Annotated in this window: 16 protein-coding genes; 7 read left to right on the top strand and 9 right to left on the bottom strand. The window is 62.1% G+C overall.

Features of this window, described 5'->3' with window-relative positions; all coding sequences use genetic code 11:
* Positions 1–24: 24 nt before the first annotated feature.
* Complete coding sequence (locus SINAR_RS0108530; RefSeq protein WP_027998711.1) at positions 25–2,094, bottom strand: ATP-dependent helicase; 2,070 nt, start codon at positions 2,092–2,094, stop codon at positions 25–27.
* Positions 2,095–2,512: 418 nt separating this feature from the next.
* Here SINAR_RS0108530 and SINAR_RS0108525 point away from each other — a divergent pair, with 418 nt between their 5' ends.
* A complete protein-coding gene (locus SINAR_RS0108525) occupies positions 2,513–3,892 on the top strand; it encodes an alanine/glycine:cation symporter family protein (protein ID WP_027998710.1) in 1,380 nt (459 codons plus the stop codon).
* A gap of 117 nt (positions 3,893–4,009) precedes the next feature.
* Here SINAR_RS0108525 and otsA read toward each other — a convergent pair whose 3' ends face one another.
* The 4 genes from otsA to denD form a co-directional block, all read right to left on the bottom strand.
* Complete coding sequence (otsA, locus tag SINAR_RS0108520) at positions 4,010–5,401, bottom strand: alpha,alpha-trehalose-phosphate synthase (UDP-forming) (protein ID WP_027998709.1); 1,392 nt, start codon at positions 5,399–5,401, stop codon at positions 4,010–4,012.
* A 342-nt stretch (positions 5,402–5,743) separates the two neighbouring features.
* On the bottom strand, positions 5,744–7,522 hold the full coding sequence (locus SINAR_RS0108515; RefSeq protein ID WP_027998708.1) for an IlvD/Edd family dehydratase: 1,779 nt from the start codon (positions 7,520–7,522) through the stop codon (positions 5,744–5,746).
* Complete coding sequence (locus SINAR_RS0108510) at positions 7,515–8,411, bottom strand: NAD(P)-dependent oxidoreductase (protein WP_027998707.1); 897 nt, start codon at positions 8,409–8,411, stop codon at positions 7,515–7,517. The genes SINAR_RS0108515 and SINAR_RS0108510 overlap by 8 nt, the downstream gene beginning before the upstream one ends.
* A complete protein-coding gene (gene denD, locus SINAR_RS0108505; RefSeq protein ID WP_027998706.1) occupies positions 8,408–9,391 on the bottom strand; it encodes a D-erythronate dehydrogenase in 984 nt (327 codons plus the stop codon). Before denD ends, SINAR_RS0108510 begins: the two co-directional genes overlap by 4 nt.
* Before the next feature lie 182 nt (positions 9,392–9,573).
* On the opposite strand from denD, the gene SINAR_RS0108500 reads away from it, so the two are divergent.
* From SINAR_RS0108500 to SINAR_RS0108475, 6 genes are all read left to right on the top strand, one after another.
* On the top strand, positions 9,574–11,025 hold the full coding sequence (locus SINAR_RS0108500; RefSeq protein WP_027998705.1) for an FAD-binding oxidoreductase: 1,452 nt from the start codon (positions 9,574–9,576) through the stop codon (positions 11,023–11,025).
* 46 nt (positions 11,026–11,071) lie between these two features.
* Positions 11,072–11,791 (top strand): FadR/GntR family transcriptional regulator, encoded by a 720-nt coding sequence (locus SINAR_RS0108495; protein ID WP_027998704.1) that lies wholly within the window; start codon positions 11,072–11,074, stop codon positions 11,789–11,791.
* Between the two features lie 161 nt (positions 11,792–11,952).
* Positions 11,953–13,131 (top strand): fumarylacetoacetate hydrolase family protein, encoded by a 1,179-nt coding sequence (locus SINAR_RS0108490; RefSeq protein ID WP_027998703.1) that lies wholly within the window; start codon positions 11,953–11,955, stop codon positions 13,129–13,131.
* 18 nt (positions 13,132–13,149) lie between these two features.
* Entirely contained in the window at positions 13,150–13,683 is a 534-nt protein-coding gene (locus SINAR_RS0108485) for a TRAP transporter small permease (protein WP_027998702.1), read from the top strand.
* The gene (locus SINAR_RS0108480; protein ID WP_027998701.1) at positions 13,683–14,960 is read left to right on the top strand and encodes a TRAP transporter large permease; all 1,278 of its coding nucleotides are present in this window, start codon (positions 13,683–13,685) and stop codon (positions 14,958–14,960) included. The genes SINAR_RS0108485 and SINAR_RS0108480 overlap by 1 nt, the downstream gene beginning before the upstream one ends.
* A 39-nt stretch (positions 14,961–14,999) precedes the next feature.
* On the top strand, positions 15,000–16,004 hold the full coding sequence (locus SINAR_RS0108475; protein WP_027998700.1) for a TRAP transporter substrate-binding protein: 1,005 nt from the start codon (positions 15,000–15,002) through the stop codon (positions 16,002–16,004).
* A 200-nt stretch (positions 16,005–16,204) separates the two neighbouring features.
* Here the strand turns inward: SINAR_RS0108475 and SINAR_RS0108470 are convergent, their stop codons facing one another.
* Genes SINAR_RS0108470 through SINAR_RS0108455 form a run of 4 tightly spaced genes read right to left on the bottom strand, consistent with a single transcriptional unit; the run spans position 16,205 to position 20,134 of the window.
* On the bottom strand, positions 16,205–17,518 hold the full coding sequence (locus tag SINAR_RS0108470; RefSeq protein WP_027998699.1) for an aspartate aminotransferase family protein: 1,314 nt from the start codon (positions 17,516–17,518) through the stop codon (positions 16,205–16,207).
* Positions 17,519–17,537: 19 nt separating this feature from the next.
* A complete protein-coding gene (locus SINAR_RS0108465) occupies positions 17,538–18,206 on the bottom strand; it encodes a cysteine hydrolase family protein (RefSeq protein WP_027998698.1) in 669 nt (222 codons plus the stop codon).
* Entirely contained in the window at positions 18,203–19,231 is a 1,029-nt protein-coding gene (locus SINAR_RS0108460) for a branched-chain amino acid ABC transporter permease (protein ID WP_027998697.1), read from the bottom strand. The genes SINAR_RS0108465 and SINAR_RS0108460 overlap by 4 nt, the downstream gene beginning before the upstream one ends.
* Positions 19,232–19,243: 12 nt before the next feature.
* Entirely contained in the window at positions 19,244–20,134 is an 891-nt protein-coding gene (locus tag SINAR_RS0108455) for a branched-chain amino acid ABC transporter permease (protein WP_027998696.1), read from the bottom strand.
* Positions 20,135–20,136: the final 2 nt, after the last annotated feature.

Below are 20,136 nucleotides of genomic sequence, written 5' to 3'. Positions count from 1 at the left end.
AACGACTGGGCACAGCGCCGAATTCTACCGCCACATGGTTCGCATCCGTGCTGCGACATCGATGCGGATTTGCCTGGCGCTGCGCTCGGAGGCATTGGGGCTCACGAGGGGCCAGGTTCCACTCTCGAAGAACTGAAGCAAGGTCGCGGGAATAAAGCGCGTGCGGCTTGCGTAGACATGTCGGTCCCCCTGCGCGTGCTGACCGCCGGTGAAAAAGCGCTGCGGCACGATCAGCGTCAGGCTGTCCTTGGCGCGCGTCATACCGACATAGAGAAGCCGCCGCTCCTCTTCCAGGTCCTGGCTCGTGCCCGCGGCCAGGTCCGACGGAATGCAGCCGTCGACGACGTTGAGCATGAATACGGACCGCCATTCCTGGCCCTTGGCAGAATGGATCGTCGACAGGATTAAATAATCCTCGTCGAGTAAAGGCACGCCGGCCTGATCGCTCGTCGCGTCCGGCGGATCGAGCGTCAGCTCCGTAAGGAAGCGCTCGCGGCTCGGATATCCGGCGGCGATCTGCTCGAGCTGCACCAGGTCGGCCCGGCGGGTCTCGCAGTCCTCGTGTATTCGTTCGAGATGCGGCTCATACCACATTCGTGCCATCTCGATTTCGGTCGGCCAGCCGGAGGCAGGTTTGCGCAGGGCCTGCAGCAGCTCGACAAGGGACGGCCAGTCCGCGCCGCTCTTGGGCGGAGCCGGGATTTCGCCAAGCGCCATCAACGGCTCGGGGTCGGCCGCGATCGTGTCCAGGATCTTGCCCGCGGTCTGCGGACCGATGCCCGGCAACATCTGCAGGAGCCGGAAGCCCGCGACCCGGTCACGTGGGTTCTGCGCAAAGCGCAGCACGGCCAGCATGTCCTTGACATGGGCACTGTCGAGGAACTTCAGACCTCCGAACTTAACGAAGGGGATGTTGCGGCGGGTCAGTTCCACCTCAAGCGGGCCGCTGTGGCTCGAAGTGCGGAACAGGACGGCCTGCTGCTTCAGGAGCAACCCGGATTCACGGTTGGCAAGCACCTGCTCGACGATGCAGCTCGCCTGATCCGCCTCGTCCTTCACTGTCAGCAGCTTAGGACGTTCCGCCGACTCCCGGTCCGTCCAGAGATTTTTAGTGAAGCGCTCCCGCGCCAGGTCGATGACTGCGTTGGCGGCCGCGAGGATCGGCTGCGTCGAGCGGTAGTTGCGGTCGAGCGTGATGATCTCGGCCGCCGGCGAGAATTGCTTCGGAAAGTCGAGAATGTTGCGGACCGTCGCTGCCCGAAACGAATAGATCGATTGGGCGTCGTCGCCGACGACCGTCAGGCCATGCCCGCCCGGCTTCAGCGCCAGCAGCACCGAAGATTGGAGCTTGTTCGTATCCTGATATTCGTCGACGAGGACATAGTCGAACCGGTTGCCGACATCGTCGGCCAGGCAGGGATCGCTGACCATCTGCGCCCAGTAGAGAAGGAGGTCGTCGTAGTCGAGGACGTTCTGGGCCTGCTTGGCGTCGACATATCCGGCAAACAGCTCCTTCAACTGCTGTTCCCAGCCAGACGCCCAAGGGTACCAGTTGCGGAGCACTTCGTTCAGCGGCATTTCCGCGTTTACTGCCCGCGAATAGATCGCCAGACAGGTGGCCTTGGTCGGAAACCGGCTTTCCATCTTCGATAAGCCGAGCTCGTGCCGCACGAGATTGATCAGGTCGGCGCTGTCCTCGCGGTCGTGGATGGTGAACTCCGGATCCAGCCCGATCTGTTCGGCATAAATCCGGAGCAGCCGCGCCCCGATGCCGTGAAAGGTTCCCGCCCACGAAAGGGCGTCGGTCATTTGGCCGGAACTGGGGCCGAGCACCTGCGCGCAGATCCGCGCGACGCGGCGCGACATTTCAGCGGCTGCCCTGCGCGAGAAGGTCATGAGGAGAATGCGGCGGGGATCGGCTCCGTTGACGACGAGATGAGCAACGCGATGGGCCAAGGTGTTGGTCTTCCCCGAGCCCGCGCCTGCGATGATCAACAGCGGGCCCGCCTGGGTGCTTTCTCCTGCTCCGACACCATATTCAACGGCGCAGCGCTGTCTCTCGTTCAGTTTCTCCAGATGGGCCGCTGTCGCCATTCATTTCACCTCGATGAGCTCTCCGACGGTCCGGCCGCAGCTGGTCGGAACGGAAAGGGAACATACAAGGGCAAGATGTCGTTGGAAAGTGGGACATTCTCCTCACCGCGGTCATTCTTAAAGCCGCTCACTATCAATTTCATGAATAGGAGCATTCGCACTATGAAATTCACCAGGGCCGACTTCTATGTATGATCGCGGCTCCCGAGGCTCGGCGAGTGCCGTCGCGCCTGACGGGCTAGCTCGATGGGCACCGCTGCTCGCCGTCGGGAGACACCCCTAGTCCATCCTCGACCGAGAAGAATTGAACGTGCCGGTGGCCATGGACAAGACGGTTTGAAAATATCTGCCGATGACGTAAGTCAGCGACGTGCGCAGGATCGCGGAAAGATAGGGCACTAGCGAGGAGAGCAGTTTCGTGGAAGCACTTGACCAATTCTTTAACTGGCTCAACGGCGTCGTTTGGGGCGTGCCGATGATTGTGCTGATCATCGGCACCGGTCTGTATCTGCAGCTTCGCCTGGGCTTCATGCCAATCCGCAAAGTGGCCTACGGCTTCCGCATGATCCTGAAAAGCCGCACCCCCGGCAAGGCCGCCGAAGGCGAGATTACGCCTTACGCCGCGCTCATGACGGCGCTGTCGGCGACCATCGGCACCGGCAACATCGCCGGCGTCGCAACCGCAATCGCCGTGGGCGGACCAGGCGCGTTGTTCTGGATGTGGGTTACGGCCTTCGTCGGCATGGCAACAAAATATGCCGAAGTCGTCGTTGCGGTGAAATACCGCGAAGTCGACGACAAAGGCGAACACGCCGGCGGCCCGATGTTCGCGATCAAGAATGGCCTGGGGAAGAATTGGCAGTGGCTGGGCACCGCCTTTGCCATCTTTGGCGGACTGGCGGGCTTCGGTATCGGGAACATGGTGCAGGCCAACGGGATCGCAAGCGCGGTCCAGAACGCCTTCGGCATCGAGACCTGGATCAGCGGCGTCGTCATCATGGTCTTAACGGGTGCGGTGATCTTGGGCGGCATCAAGCGAATCGGTGCGGTGGCCGAGAGGGTCGTGCCGTTCATGGCAATCTTCTATCTCGTCTGCGTGGCTGTCGTCCTGATTATCTTTGCCGGCAATATTCCCCAGGCCATTGCCACCATCTTCACCCAGGCATTCAGTCCGACGGCGGCCACCGGCGGTTTCCTCGGCTCCACCGTGCTGATGGCGATCCGCATGGGGGTGGCGCGCGGCATCTTCTCGAACGAGGCAGGCCTCGGTACTGCAGGTATTGCACAGGCCGCCGGCTCGACAACCAATCCTGTTTTCTCCGGCGTCATCGGCATGATGGGCACGTTCATCGACACGATCATCGTCTGCACTTTGACGGGTCTGGCGATCATGGTGTCGGGCGTCTGGACCTCGGGCGAGACCGGGGCGGTGCTGAGCTCCGCGGCATTCGAAGCGGCGCTGCCCGGCTTCGGGAATTACCTCGTGACGATCTCCCTGGCGCTATTCGCCTTCACAACGATCCTTGGCTGGGCCTACTATGCCGAGAAATGCTGGGAATTCCTGATCGGAACCGTGAGCGCGATACCGTTCCGCATCCTGTGGACCGTCGCGGTGTTTTTCGGTGCCACGCTCAGCCTCGACTTTGCCTGGCTGGTGGCCGACACCTTGAACGCACTGATGGCCATTCCCAACCTGATCTCGTTGCTGCTCCTGTCCCCGGTCATCGCCCAACTGACGCGCGACTACTTTGCCGAAGAACGCGCCGGCGCGGGACTGGCGTCGCACAGCCGAGGCTGAAGGCTGTTGCGGCGGACGCGATGGTGGAGCGTTTCAGTGCTTCATTGAAACGCTCCAACTCTTTGAGGCTGCGCACATCCGGACGGAAAACCGCTGCGACCTTTTCCTGGAACTGCTTTAACCCGACTCATCGGGTGATGCCGTCAGATCATCAAGGAAGTCCCGGCACCAGCGCGAAACGTCGTGTTTCAGCAGGTGTTCCATCATCGTCTTCCAGCGATCCTTCCGCTCTTCCAGCGGCATGCTGAGCGCGCGCGCCATAGCGTTTGCGGTTCCCTCTATGTCATATGGATTGACGAGCAGGGCACCCCTTAGATGGCGGGCGGCTCCGGCAAAGCGCGAAAGCACCAGTACGCCGGGATCGTCCGGGTCCTGCGCGGCCACATATTCCTTCGCGACCAGGTTCATCCCGTCGCGAAGCGGCGTCACGAGGCCAACTTTGCCGAGCCGGTAAAGCCCTGCAAGAACAGGCCGACCGACCGAACGGTTGATGTAGCGTATAGGGACCCAATCGACTGCGCCCAGCGCGCCGTTCACCCTGCCGGCCTGTTCGGCCACCGTGCGCTGCATGGCTTCGTATTCGGGCACTTCGGAACGGGACTTCGGCGTGATCTGCAAATAGGTCACACGCCCCTGCTGGGCCGGATTGGCCAGGATGAAGCGCTCAAACGCGTCGATGCGCTGCGTGATTCCTTTGGAGTAATCGAGGCGATCGACACCGATGATGAGGCTGCGGTGTCCGATGCTCTCACGCGCTTTCCTGACCGTCTTGTTGGTCAGTGCCTCTTTGGCGAACTCGGCAAAAGCCGCAGTCTCAATGCCGATTGCATAAATGCCGCCCTTGAAGATACGGCCATAGGCGCTGAAGCGGCCTCCACCAAGTTCATCGCCGATGCCTTCCCGCCTGAGGCAGCCGGCGAAGTTCTCAAGGTCGTGGTCGGTCTGAAAGCCGACGACATCGTAGTGCGACAGGCCGCGCATGATCTCCTCGTGGACGGGCATCGTGAAGAGCACGTCGGCAGGCGGCCAGGGGATGTGAAGAAAGAAGCCGATCCGGTTTTTCAAACCCATCAGGCGCAGTTCCGCGGCGAGAGGAATCAAGTGGTAGTCGTGGACCCAGATGACGTCGTCGGGTTTGACCAGCGGCGCAAGCCGGTGGGCGAAGAAGCGGTTGACGCGGAAATACCCGGCCATCTCCTTGCGACCGTATTCGGCGAGATCAAGCCGGTAGTGGCAGATCGGCCAGAGAACGCGGTTGGCGAAGCCGCGGTAGTACTCTTCTACATCGGTATCCGTGAGGTCCGTCAGCGCATAGATGATATTGCCCTGGCGCAACTGAGAAAGCGGCTTTGGCTCGTGTTCCCCGCTCGATTGTCCCGACCAGCCCATCCAAATGCCGCCATGCTCTTCAAGGGCAACTTTCAGCGCGACCGCCAGCCCACCGGCGGGCGCAATGCCACCCTTGTCCGGAACGGGTACACGATTGGAAACAATAACGAGACGGCTCATGCCGGTTCCTTTCATGAATGAAACGATGTGGTGTTCAAACATTCAGGAGGGGAACGCGCTTCTCGCGCAGACGATCCCGGCGAAGGGAAAGTCGCCGGGAAGATTCGACTTGCACATGGGGTTGCGACGGTGGCCTTGCGGCTGAAGCCGTCTTTCGTTGCTCGCGATTCGAGGGGTCGCTACGCTGGACAGAGGACAGATTTTACGGACCAGGAGCAGCACGGACCTGGAAGGCTGCCAAAAAAAATGGGCGGCCGGAGCCGCCCTTCCATCATCGGGGTCTTGGAGCGCCGTGCGTCCAAAATGGGCGACACAGGGCGCTCGATCTTCGGACACTGGAACCTAGTGATTGTGGCGCGGCATATTCTTGGCGATTTGCCGGAACTCCGCTGCACCATCGAGCACAGCGCCGTCGGAAAGCTGGGTGACGGACTTGCGGTAGATGCGCTGCCAGGGCGTGGCATCGGCCGGCACGGCGGGAATACCGTCCGCCCTGCGTCTTTCGATCTCCTCATCGGATATCAGCATGTCGCAGCGGCCCTGATTGAAGTCGATGCGGATCACGTCACCGTTGCGAAGCCAGGCGAGACCGCCGCCGGCCGCACTTTCCGGGGAGGCGTTGAGGATGGAGGGGCTGTCGGCCGTGCCGGATTGGCGGCCGTCACCGATGGTCGGCAAGCTGCTGATGCCGCGCTTCAAGAGATGATCCGGCGGCTGCATGTTCACGACCTCGGCCGATCCCGGCCAGCCGAGCGGGCCAGCGCCGCGGATCACCAGGATGGTGTTCTCGTCGATCTCGAGTTCGGAGTCGTTGATGCGCTTGTGGTAGTCCTCCGAACCATCGAAGACCACGGCCTTGCCTTCGAAAACGCCCTCGCGGCCCGGCTCCTGAAGATAGCGCTTCCTGAAATCGTCGGAGACCACGCTCATCTTCATGATGGCGAAATCGAAGAGATTGCCCTTCAGTACCAGGAAACCTGCCTTTTCCTTGAGAGGATCGTTGAAGGGCCGAATAACCTCCCGGTCCGTGGATTCGCGTCCTTCGAGGTTCTCGGCCATGGTTTTACCCGTGACGGTGCCACAGTCGCCGTGAAGTTTTCCAGCCTTCAGGAGCTCCCACATGATGGCGGGCGTGCCACCCGCGCGGTGATAGCGTTCGCCGAGATAGGCACCCGCCGGCTGGACGTTGGCAAGCAGCGGGATATCGAAGCCATGTACCTGCCAGTCGTCCGGATAGAGCTCGACGCCGGCATGCTTGGCCATGGCCGCAAGATGTGGCTGGGCATTGGTCGATCCGCCGATCGCCGAGTTGACGCGGATGGCGTTGAGAAAGGCTTCCCGGGTCAGGATGTCGGAGGGTTTCAGGTCCTCGAAGACGATTTCCACGGCGCGGCGCCCGGTACGATAGGCCATTTGTCCCCGCTCGCGATAGGCAGCCGGAATCGCGCCGCAGCCGGTCAGCGACATGCCGAGTGCTTCGGCCATCGCGTTCATTGTCGAAGCCGTGCCCATGGTGTTGCAATGGCCGACGGAAGGAGCCGAATCGAGCGCCGCCTGCAGGAACTCTTCGCGGTCGATCTCGCCTGCCGCGAACTTGCGCCGCATGCGCCAGATCACCGTGCCGGAGCCGGCGAGGTCACCTTCGTGCCAGCCGTCGAGCATGGGGCCGCCGGAGAGCACGATCGCCGGGATATCGACGGTCGAGGCCGCCATCAGGGCAGCCGGCGTGGTCTTGTCGCAGCCGGTGGTCAGCACCACCCCATCCAGCGGATAGCCGTAGAGAATTTCGACAAGGCCGAGATAGGCGAGGTTGCGATCGAGGGCGGCCGTCGGGCGCTTGCAGTTCTCGAAAATCGGATGCGTCGGGAATTCGATCGGAATGCCGCCGGCATCGCGGATGCCGTCGCGCACGCGCTTGGCCAGATCCATGTGTACCCGATTGCACGGGGTGAGATCGCTGCCGCTTTGGGCAATGCCGATGATGGGCTTGCCGGAACGCAATTCCTCCGGCGTCACGCCGTAGTTCATGAACCGCTCCAGATAGAGCGCTGTCAAGTCGATATGGTCCGGATTGTCGAACCAGTCCTGCGAGCGCAGGCGGCGCTGGGGTTTGTCAGTCATGACGGACCTTGTTCCTTGGGTTGAGCTTTTCGAGATGCAGAAGCAGGCCGCTGTGATCCTGTTCGGCTCCGCCGGACTCGACGAAATCGGCAAACTCCTGCCACACCTGCCTGGTCAGGGGAAGCTCCAGGGAGACTTCTTCCGCCATGGCCATTACGGCATTCAGGTCCTTCAGCTGGTTGATCGACGCGCCGCCCGGCGTGAAGTTGCGCTCCACCATACGGGCGCCGTGCAGTTCCAGGATCCGGCTTTCGGCAAAGCCGCCGCGGATCGCGTCCCGAAAGGCCGCGCGCGAGGCTCCCCCTGCGTCCACCAGGATCATGGCTTCGGCCACTGCGCCGATGGTCACGGCGACGATCTGTTGGTTCGCGAGCTTGCAGACCTGGCCGGCACCGCTCGGGCCCACGTGGGTCACGCGGCCGAGCACCGCGAAGACGTCCTTGAGGCTTTCAACAACGGCGCCATCGCCGCCGGCCATGATGGCGAGCGTACCGGCGGCCGCGCCGACGACGCCGCCCGAAACCGGCGCGTCGAGATGACGGATGCCCTTTTCTGCCAATCTGCGGGCATGTTCGCGGGCGATCGGCGGGGCGATGGAACTGCAATCCACCACGATCGTGCCTTCCGGCAGTGCATCGGCGACGCCGCGCTCGAACAGGACCTCGGATACGGCCTGGCCATTGGTCAGCATCGTAAAGACGACTGCAGCGCCGGCAACGGCATCGGCCGGCGAGGCAGCAACTTCAGCACCGTTGGCGGCCAGCGGCTCGGCCTTGCCGGCATCACGGTTCCAGACCGTAACCGGAAAACCGGCATCGAGGAGACGCCGTGCCATCGGCGCACCCATCAAGCCCGTGCCTAGAAACGCAATCTTCGGCTTCCCGATCACAGCTTTCCTCCCAGTTCGTCCTCGATGTGCACGCGGATGATCTCGTCGAAGCTCTTTTCGGCGGTGAAGCCAAGTTCGGTGGCGCGCTTGGCCTCGAAGCCCGGTGCCCAGCCGGCGACCATCTTCATGATCATCTCGTCGGGTTCGCGGCGGATGAGCTTCGCGGCCCTTTCGCCGGCAACGCGGCGCAGCGCCTGGATCTGCTCGCCGACGGTGGCACTGAGACCCGGCATGGAAAGGTTTCGCCGCGGGCCGACCTTTTCAAGGTCGATCGTCGCGCCGTGGATAAGGAAGCCGACCGCCGATCGGGGCGAAGTATGCCAGTGGCGGACATCCTCTGAAACAGGCAGTACGGCTTCCTGGCCGACCAGCGGCTCGCGCAGGATATTGGAGAAGAAACCGGAAGCGGCCTTGTTGGGCTTTCCGGGACGGATGCATATCGTCGGCAGGCGGATGCCGATGCCATCGAAGAAGCCGCGGCGGCTGTAGTCGGAGAGCAGCAGCTCGCAGACCGCTTTCTGGGTGCCGTAGCTCGTGAGCGGAGTGAGGTGATAATCGTCGGGGATGGGGAAGGGGAGCGGTGCTCCGACCACGGCGATCGATGAAGTGAAGACGAGGCGAGGCTTGTAGCCGTCCTGATTGTGAGCGAGGCGGATTGCATCGAAGAGATAGCGCGTGCCGTCAAGATTGATGCGGTAGCCCTTGTCGAAGTCGAGTTCGGCTTCACCCGAAACGATTGCCGCCAGATGGAAGATAACATCCGGGCGCCCCTCGATCAGCTTTTCGGCTTCGCCGGAAGCGGAAAGGTCGCCTTCGCGTGCCACGGCCGTCCCGGTAAAGCCCTGCGGCGCCTCCGGCGCCACCACGTCCACGAGCGTCAGCTTCTCGACCGGCTTGCCGCCGAGAGTGCCGTCTTTGACAAGTCGTTGCGTGAGCTTGCGGCCGACCATCCCGGCAGCGCCGATGATCAGGATATGCATGGGTGTCTCCTCCATGGTGAGGCCGCATGCGACCAGGTCTTTCATGCGGGTTCGAAAATTTGTCTTGTACGGTTGTCTGATAACCTTATATGCTTCGCTTGAAAACAGGATATTGGCGGTTCGCGGAAAGATTCTCGGCTCACGTGCGAGCACATGGACCGGCGCGGAGGAAGGCAAGGCGGATGACGAGCGGAATTGCGGCCACGATAGAGGATGCGACGGGCCTTGCGGAACAGCGCCTGGCGCTACGCCGTATGCTCGGTGAAGGCATGGTGCTGACGGAAACGGAAGAAACGCTCCGCTACTGCCGTGACTGGCATGGCGACGTGACCAGCGGCGCCGTGGCTGTGATTCGCCCGCGCTCGACCGAGCAGGTCGCAGCGGCTGTGAAAGCCTGCCGCGAACTCGGGCTTTCGATCGTGCCGCAGGGCGGCAATACCGGCCTCGTGCTTGGCGCAATCCCCGATGCGCCGGAGCGGCAGGTCGTGCTTTCTCTCGAACGCATGAACCGCATCCGCAAGATCGATGCCGACGACTTTTCCGCAGTTGTGGAGGCCGGCTGCATCCTGTCCGAGCTCAAGGATGCGATTGCGGAAACGGGCATGTTCTTTCCGCTTGCGCTCGGCGCGCAGGGAAGCTGCCTGATCGGAGGGAATGTTTCGACGAACGCCGGCGGCGTCAACGTGCTCCGCTACGGCATGACCCGTGAACTGGTGCTTGGACTTGAAGTGGTTCTCCCGGACGGCAGCATCCTCGAAGGTCTTTCGACGCTGAGAAAGGACAATCGCGGTATTGACCTGAAGCAGCTGTTCATCGGTGCGGAAGGCACACTCGGCATCATCACCGCCGTTTCCCTCAAGCTGATGCCCTATCCCGACCGCGTATCTACCGCGCTGCTCGGGCTTGCCTCGCTGGAAGACGCCATCACGCTTTATCGCCGGGCGCGGCGGGACTGCTGTGATCTGATGTCGGCCTTCGAGTTCATGCCGCCGCTCGCCTTCACCTTGGCGCAGGAGGCGATGCCCGATCTGCCGATCCCGATCCCGGCGGAATATCCGGCCTATGTGCTCATGGAGATTTCCGGCTCCGGTCTCGTCGATGTCGACGATCTGATGCAGCGCTTCCTTGAAGGTGTGATGGAGGAAGGGCTCGTCGTCGACGGAACGATCGCCGCCTCGCAGACGCAAGCTCGCAATCTTTGGCTGATCCGCGAAGGCATGAACGAAGGCCAGGCGAAGCGCGGCACGCATATGCGCACCGATATTTCCGTACCGCTCTCACAGCTCGCATCCTTCGTCGAGGAGGCGGAAAAGGCGGTATCCGAGGCGCTTCCGGGCGCTGTCAGCGTCTCCTACGGCCATGTCGGCGACGGCAATGTGCATCTCAACGTCTTGCCGCCGGCAGGCAGTACGTCCGAGGAGCGAGTCCAATGCATTTACACGGCCAAAATGGTCGTCAACGAGGTGCTCGATCGCTACACCGGAAGCATCAGCGCCGAGCACGGTATCGGCCGCCTGAAGCGCCCGGATTTCGATGTCAGGCTGACCGGCACCCGTCGAAAGTTGTTGACGGCGCTAAAGCATGCCATTGATCCCGAGATGATCATGAACCCTGGTTGTCAATTGAGATTTTAGGTCGGTCCGACCTAAAGTCATCGTGATCTGGTGGAGAGGAGCAATCTTGGCGGCAATGGATTTCGGTCAGCTCAGCAGGAGCGAGCATCTGCCCGCGCGCATCGCTGCGAAGATCGGCAGGGAGATCATCGAGGGACGTATCGCGCCCGGAGAGAAACTGCCGACGGAGCATCTGCTAGCCAAGACCTTCGGGGTCAGCCGCTCGGTCGTGCGGGAGGCCATAGCCCAATTGCGCAATGAGGGGCTGGTGGAGACCCGCCAAGGTGTCGGCGCCTTCGCCACGGAAATCGAACGCCGGCAATCGCTTCGGATAGAGCAGGGAGATCTCTCGAACCGGGGAAGCTTCCGTGATCTCTTTCAGCTCCGGATTCCGCTGGAGGTGGAGGCGGCACGACTTGCGGCGATCCATCATACACCGGAGGATCTGGGCAAGATCGACGAAGCGCTGCAGCAGATGACCGGTGCAGAGAAATGGACGGAGCAGGGGATCGTCGCCGACCTCGCCTTTCACCGCGCAATCGCGGCGGCAACCCACAACGAATATTTCCTGCTCTTCATCGGATTCATCGCGGAGCGGATCAGCCTGGCCATCAACGCGGCGCGTGCCGCCGCGATACTGGAGGAAATCGTTGAAGTCACGATTGCAGAACATGTCTCGATCCGCGATGGCGTGGCGGCACGGGATCCCGTCAAGGCTGAGGAGGCAATGCGGTATCATCTGAACGGGGCAGCGGCGCGTCTGGACTTGACGATTGAAAGCTTCTAGGCCCGCAGCGGACGGATCGGTTGGCGCCGTCCGCGAGGTCCTGGAAGAATATCAGACTTTACTTACCGACGGCCTAGACATGGCCAAAAAGTCATACTAGAAGCGGGTCATCCCGTTGTCAGACATCCTGACAATAAGGAACCCGTACTTCCAGGTGCGAGATAAGCGGAGGATTTCTGGTGAATTTCGAGCAGGCGCTGAGCGCCGATTCAATCCTACCTGCAGATGCATCCAGCGCGGTGCTCGTCGGGCGTGTCTGGTCCAAAACGGCAGGCGGGCCTTGCCCGGTCCTGGTCTCCGGTGGAGAGGTTTTCGACCTTACTCCCCTCGCGGCAACGCTTTCCGCGCTTCTTGAGATCGAAGGTCTTGTCGACGGCTTGCGCGATACTTCGCGTTTTGCAAGCCTCGGCTCTCTCGATGCATTCCTCCGAGGCGAGGCGGGCGATCTTCTGGCGCCCGCCGATCTGCAGGCCGTCAAGGCGGCAGGCGTGACCTTTGCGGATAGCATGCTGGAGCGCGTCATCGAGGAACAGGCCAAGGGCGATCCGCTGCGCGCACAGGAAATTCGCGGCCGGCTCGCCCCTGTCCTCGGCGACAATCTCAAGGGCCTCGTTGCCGGTTCCGACAAGGCGGCAGAGGTCAAGCAACTGCTCCAGGAACTCGGTCTCTGGTCGCAGTACCTCGAAGTGGGTATTGGTCCCGATGCCGAAATCTTCACCAAGGCGCAGCCCATGTCTTCGGTCGGTTGCGGTGCGCATATCGGCATCCACCCCAAATCCGATTGGAACAATCCGGAGCCGGAAGTGGTGCTCGCCGTCACGTCGAAGGGCAAGATAGTCGGCGCGGCGCTCGGCAACGATGTCAACCTTCGCGATTTCGAAGGGCGCTCCGCACTGCTTCTCAGCAAGGCGAAGGACAATAATGCGTCCTGCTCGATCGGCCCGTTCATACGGCTCTTCGACGGTGCCTTCACGATCGAGGACGTGAAGCAGGCGGAGGTCTCGCTTGTCGTCGACGGCCGGGAAGGTTTCAAGATGACCGGCGTCAGCCCGATGTCGGCGATCAGCCGCAGCCCCGAAGACCTCGTTTCGCAGCTTCTCAACGACAACCACCAGTATCCCGATGGCGTGGTTTTCTTCCTCGGAACCATGTTTGCGCCAGTGAAGGACCGTCGCGGCGCAGGCCTTGGTTTCACGCATGAAATCGGAGACCGGGTCGAGATCTCGACGCCGCGCCTCGGGCGCCTTGTAAACTGGGTCGACCATAGCGACCGCTGCCCGAAATGGAGCTTCGGCCTTGGCGCTCTGATGAAAAACCTCGCTGAACGCGGGCTCCTGTAGCCGAAAGGGGAGGATCAGATGCAAAGAGCGATCGATATTTTCTACAGGCTCCTCGAGCTGCTGCTGATCGTGCTGCTCGCAGGTATGGCCGTCATGGTGTTCCTGAACGTCGTGCTGCGCTATGGCTTCAACTCCGGCATCAACGTCTCGGACGAGATGTCGCGGTATTTCTTTGTGTGGCTTACCTTCATTGGTGCGGTCGTCACCTTTCGCGAAAATTCGCACGTCGGCGTCGAGACCATGGTCATGCTGTTCGGTCGCAAGGGCCGCATCATCTGCATGATCCTCTCCAACATTGTCATCATCGCCGTGTCGGCGATCTTCTTCTGGGGCACCTGGAAGCAATCGCCGATCAACGCCTCGATGGCCGCGCCGGTTACCGGCATCTCGATGTTGTGGGTTTACGGGATCGGCTTTTTCACCGGAGCAGGCGTCGTCCTGATCGCGCTCGAACGCCTTTTCCGCTTGCTGACGGGACGCATCACGGAAGAAGAGATCGCCGCCTTCGCCGGTGAAAACATGTCCCTCGAGCACCTGGCGGAGCGCACATAATGACTCTTGTCGTCTTCATCGTGTCGCTGCTGGGCGCCATGGCAATCGGCGTGCCGGTTGCCTTCTCGCTGATGTTCTGCGGCGTCATGCTCATGTGGTACATGGGCATGTTCAATACCCAGATCATTGCACAAAACATGATCGCGGGTGCGGATACCTTCACGCTCCTCGCCATCCCGTTCTTCATTCTCGCCGGTGAATTGATGAACGCAGGCGGCCTCTCGCGTCGCATCATCGATTTCGCAATCGCCTGTGTCGGTCACATCCGCGGCGGCCTCGGCATCGTCGCCATCATGGCAGCCGTGATCATGGCAAGTATCTCGGGTTCGGCAGCAGCCGATACCGCGGCACTTGCGGCAATCCTCATCCCGATGATGGCCAAGGCTGGTTACAACGTTCCCCGATCCGCGGGCCTGATTGCTGCAGGCGGCGTCATTGCCCCCGTCATTCCGCCATCCATGGCCTTCATCGTGTTCGGGGTGGCGGCGAACGTCTCGATTACGCAGCTCTTCATGGCCGGGATCGTGCCCGGCCTGATCATGGGTATCGCCCTGATCGCAACCTGGCTGCTGGTCGTGCGGAAGGATAAAATCCAGCCGCTCCCACGCACGCCGATCAAAGAGCGGCTCGGCGCCACCGGGAGAGCGCTTTGGGCCCTCGGCATGCCGGTCATCATTCTGGGTGGCATCAAGGCCGGCGTCGTGACGCCGACCGAAGCTGCCGTGGTCGCTGCAGCCTACGCCCTCTTCGTCGGCATGGTCATCTATCGGGAGCTCAAGCCCAGTGAATTGCCACGCGTCATTCTTCAGGCGGCGAAGACCACCGCTGTCATCATGTTCCTCGTTTGCGCTGCACTGGTTTCTGCGTGGCTGATAACTGCCGCGAACATCCCGGCAGAAATCACCGGCTTCATCTCTCCGCTCATTGACCGGCCGACGCTATTGATGATCGTGATCATGGCGGTCGTATTGGTGGTGGGCACCGCACTCGACCTTACGCCCACGATCCTGATCCTGACGCCTGTGCTGATGCCGATCGTCAAGCAGGCCGGCATCGATCCTGTCTATTTCGGTGTTCTGTTCATCATGAATACCTGCATTGGGCTCCTGACCCCGCCTGTCGGCGTCGTGTTGAACGTCGTCAGCGGCGTCGGCCGGGTTCCGCTTGGGAAGGTGACCGTAGGCGTGGCTCCCTTCCTGGTGGCCCAGATACTGGTGCTTTTCCTTCTTGTCCTGTTCCCGGACATCGTCATCGTGCCCGCACGCTGGCTCAACTAATCCGCAACCTCACCAACAAAATCCAAGGGAGGATACCCCGTGAGAAAACTGCTCCTTGCCACGACTGCCATCGCTTTCGGCCTTTCGGCCGCGGCTCCGGCTTTCGCCGAGTTCAACGACCGCAACATCCGCGTGTCCAACGGCATCAACGAAGACCATCCGGTTGGCAACGGCATCAAGGCGATGCAAGCCTGCCTCGATCAGAAGTCGGGCGGCAAGCTGAAGCTTACCGCTTTCTGGGGCGGCGCGCTCGGTGGCGACCTTCAGGCAACGCAGGCCCTGCGCTCCGGCGTGCAGGAGGCCGTCGTGACGTCGTCCTCGCCGCTCGTCGGCATCATCCCGGCACTCGGCGTCTTCGACTTGCCGTTCCTCTTCGCCAACGCTCAGGAAGCCTACACGGTGCTCGATGGCGATTTCGGCGACATGATGAACGAGAAGCTGGAAGCTGCCGGCCTGGTCAATCTCGCCTATTGGGAAAACGGATTCCGTAACCTGTCGAACTCGGTTCGTCCGGTCACCAAGTGGGAAGATTTCGAAGGGATGAAGGTTCGCGTGATGCAGAACAACATCTTCCTCGACACCTTCCAGAACCTCGGTGCCAACGCCACTCCGATGGCCTTCGGCGAAGTCTTCTCGGCGCTCGAAACCAAGGCGATCGACGCGCAGGAAAACCCTTATGTGACGATCGATACCTCGAAGTTCTTCGAAGTGCAGAAGTACGTCACTGAAACGAACCACGCTTACACGCCCTTCCTCTTCCTGTTCTCGAAGCCGATCTTCGACAGCTATACGCCGGAAGAGCAGGCAGCACTGCGTGAATGTGCAGTCGTCGGTCGCGACGAAGAGCGCAAGGTGATCCAGGACCTCAACAAGAAGTCGCTGGAAAAGATCAAGGAAGCCGGCCTCGAGGTGAACGCCTTGTCTCCTGAAGAACAGGCTCGTATCCGCGAGAAGTCCATGGTCGTCTATGAAAAGCACAAGGCTGCGATCGGTGCCGACGTGGTAGACGGTATTCTCGCCAAGCTGGAAGAGATCCGCAAGTAAACAAAAGACAAGGCCGCGTTCCGGAACGTGGCCTTGCTCACTATTTAGAGAAGACCCGCGGCCGGATCGGCCGCGGGTTCGTCATTCGGTAGGGAGGAACGCCATCACGCCTGCTCGCAAATGTGCGAGGGTCAACCTGCCTTGCACACCGCGCGATAATCAGCAGCGGCATCGCCGTGCCGACGTTGAGTGCGGATCAGTTACCAGCCCGCGAAATCTCCAAGCAAGTCATCGTCGACTCGCCCGGCCGCGACATCGGTGAGCGCCCGGTCGAGCATGGCGACACCCGCTTCGGCCTCCGCCTGTGTCAATGTCAGCGGCGGCGTGAGTTCGAGTACGTTGGAGCGCACGCCGACGTAATAGAGTACGAGGCCCAATTGGAAGGCCCGGTAGACGGTGAGTGCCGCCTGACGCGAAGCCGGTTCGCGGCTGGCGAGATCGGCCACGAGTTCGACGCCAAGGGCGAGGCCGCGGCCGCGCACATCGCCGATCAGCGCATGGCGGGCAGCAAGGCGTTCAAGCGACTCGCGCAGCAGCTTGCCGCTTCTTTCCGCATTCTCGATGAGGTGGTCGCGCTCTATGGTCTGCAATACGGCCAGCGCGGCGGCCGCGCAGACCGGATTGCCGTGCACGGTTTGCAGTGAGAAGGCAACGCTGTGGTTCATGATGGTTTCCGGGCCGACCACTGCGGATATCGGCAGGCCGCCGCCAAGACCCTTGCCGAAGACGACGATGTCGGGCTCGATACCGGAATGCTCGAAGGCGTTGAAGCGGCCGCTGCGGCCGAGTCCCACCTTCACTTCGTCCGATACGATCAGGATGCCGTGCCTGCGGCAGAGCGCTTCCACCGCTTTGAAGAATCCGTCCGGCGGCACAAGCATGCCGCCGTCCGACTGGATCGGCTCGATGAAGAAGGCTGCGACCTCTTCCGGCGGCACTCCGGTCGCGAAGAGCCGTTCGAGATGGGCGAGCGCGGCGTCCCTTGCAACCTCGGGGCTGCCGGCGGCATAGCAGTTCGGGTAGGGCACGAGCGTCAGGCCCTCTGCCCGGCCGCCCTGTTGTGCCGGATGGCCGGAAATGCCCATGGAACCGATGGTGCCGCCGTGATAGGCACCGTTGAACGCAAGGATGCGCGGCCGGCCGGTGGCCGCGACGACCATGCGGGCGACCGTCTCATTGGCGTCGGAGCCGGAATGGCCGAACCATACACGGCCGCGGGCGCGCTCCGGCACGAGCGAAAGCAGCTTTTCGGCGAGCAGCACGCAAGCCTCGTTGGCCGACGAAAGATAGCTCGCGCCCGCCTGATCGGAGAGCGCGCGGCCCACCGCATCACGGATCGCCGGATGGGAATGGCCGAGGCTCGCCGCGCCCCAGGAGGCGGAGAAATCGAGGAGCCGCCGCCCGTCGTCGGTGGTCAGATAGGCGCCGCTGCCGCCGACGACCGCCTGGGGAAAAAACCGCAGGTGCGCCATTTTGGAAACCGAGCGGCTTTCGCGGGCGTAGAGACCGGGCACGACGCTATCCTCCTCTCCTCTATCTGAAAAAGGTGAGAAGCTCTTCGAGCGAGACGACATGGCAGTAGATCATGTTGATGATCTCCAGTTCGCGCCGGTGCAGATCGTCCGTCGCCGCGGCTCCGCAATCGTCGACGACGACCACGCCGAAACTTTCGTCCGCAAGGCTGCGCACCGTCGAAGAGACGCACTGGTCGGTGAAGATGCCACAGCAGATGACATCCTTGATGCCCATATTGTGAAGGATGAGGCGAAGGTTCGTACCGGTCAGCGCGCTGTCTGTCGTCTTGGTGACGACGATCTCGTCGCTACGCGGTTCGAGTTCCGGAACGACCTGGCCCTCCGGCAGCTCCTTCGGCAGAAGCAGGTAGTTGAAGCCAGGCTTCTTCTGGCTCAGCGACCGGTCGCGACCGTCCGCCTTGAGGCAGGCGATGCGGGCGAAGATAACCTCCACCTTGCGTTTGCGGCATTCGTCGATCAGCCGCGCCGTGTTCGGGATCACCGTCTCGCGCATGCGCTCGTAGAAAGGTTGCCAGCGGGCGGTTTCCTCAGGCGTATCCTTCGGATCGAGATAGGTGTTCTGAATGTCGATGACCAGCAGCGCCGTCGTCTCCGGATCGAGCACGATGTCGTCCGGCTCCTCGGCACCGGCATAGTAGAAAGATCGGTAGGCGGTCTTCCAGCTCATGCAACTGTCTCCTTCTTGCGTCGGGCGCGGGTGAGGATGTGACCTATCTCGCGGTTCGGGAAGAGACCGCCCGGCTTGACGATCATCACGGCGATCATGGCGAGCGCGAGGACGATTTCCGTGAGGCCGACGACCTGACCGGCGCCGAAGGCGGTGGCGTTGAGCGCGCCTTCCGTGCCGCGCAGCCCCTCGTAGGCGAAGGTGATAAGGATCGTGCCGGCCACGGCGCCGGTCACCGTGCTGGCGCCGCCGATCACCAGCATGGTGATGATGAGAAACGTCTCCTTGAGATAGAAGGCTTTCGGCGCAAAGGAGGTGATGAAGTGTCCCCACAGTGCTCCGCCGATGCCGGCGATGAATGCAGCGAGGATGAAGGCACGCCAGCGCAGGTGCGGAATGTCGGCACCGAGCGCCGCTGCGGCGATCTCGTCCTCCCGCGAGGCGCGCAGCAGCTTGCCGGTACGCGATTCCTTGAAAGCAAGCGCTACGAGGACGACGATGGACGCGACGATGGCGGCCACCGGCATGTCCGTCGTCTTCGGCAGGCCGAAGAGCGTGCGCGGGCCGTTGGTAAAGGCGCTCCAGTTGTTCATGACCGTGTAGAGCACGACAAGCAGCGCGAAGGAGGTGATCACCGCCGCCGCATCCGAAAGCCGCATCAGCGGATAGGCGACGACGGCTGCGACGACGGCGGCCAGCATGCCCGCTGCGACCATGGCGAGGAGCGGCGAAACTTCCACGACCTTCATGAATTCGTAGAGGTCCGGCAGCGCCATGCCCTTCATCTGAGTCGGAATGGTGAGCACCGCGGACGTATAGGCGCCGAGGCCCATGAAGCCGATGTGGGCGAAGGAGAGCAGACCGGAATTGCCCATGAAGGTCTGCAGTCCGACGACCAGGACGAGCGAGATCAGCAGGTTGGTGGCGATACGGTCATAAAGGCGGATGCCGAGGAGCTGACTGCCGACGGCAATGATGGCGATGACGGCGATGAGGATGAGGGCGGTGAGAAAGGAATGTTTCATGATCGCGCTCCCTCAGGTCCGCTGCCCGCTCGCCGGACCCCTGATGAGCCCTTCCGGGCGCCAAAGCAGGATCAGGATGACGAGGCTGAAGGTGAAAGCGTCGCGGAATTTCAGCAGGTCCTGCGACAGGGTGTAGTTGAGCGTGGTGTCGATGAGCGCAAGCAGGAAGCCGCCGACGACGGCACCGGGCAGGCTCCGCATGCCGCCGATGACCGTGGCGATGAAGGCGACGAGCAGCGGTTCCAGGCCGACGCCCGGAACGACCGTGCCGATGCGGCCGATCCAGAGAATGCCGACGACGCCGGCCAGGAAACCTGAAAGCGCGAAGGCGGACGAGATGACGAGGTTCGCCGGCACGCCCAGCATGCGCGCCATGGTAAAGTTCGTCGCCGCTGCGCGCATAGCTATGCCGAGGGTCGTCCTGCGCATCAGGAAGGCGACGCCGGCGAGCAGCACGATCGAAGCGGCGATAGTGATGAGGTTGCGGACGGGGGTGATGGCACCGCCGATCGAGACTGTCTGCGAGAAGATATCCGGCAGCGGCACGTTGCGCGGTCGCGGCGAGATGAAGAGCAGTGCCGCGTTCTGCAGCAGGTTGGAGAAGGCGAAGGAGGTGATCAGCACCGCCGTCACCGACTTGGCGCGCACCGGACGGAAGGCGGCATAGTCGGTGATGATGCCGAAGAGGATCGCCATGCCGACGGCGAGCACTGCCATGACGATCCAGGGCAGCCCGGAGCCGCTGGCGAGGAACATCGTATAGCCGGCCACCATGATGAGTTCGCCGTAGGCGAAGTTCACGAGGCGCAGGATGCCGTAGATGATGACGAGGCCAAGCGCCATCAGGGCATAGGCGCCGCCGAGGCTCAACACGTCGATGACGAACTGGATCGCGAAAGCCATGG

This window comes from Sinorhizobium arboris LMG 14919, from assembly GCF_000427465.1.
GTDB classification, from domain to species: domain Bacteria; phylum Pseudomonadota; class Alphaproteobacteria; order Rhizobiales; family Rhizobiaceae; genus Sinorhizobium; species Sinorhizobium arboris.
This window is presented reverse-complemented; position numbering and strand designations above follow the sequence as displayed.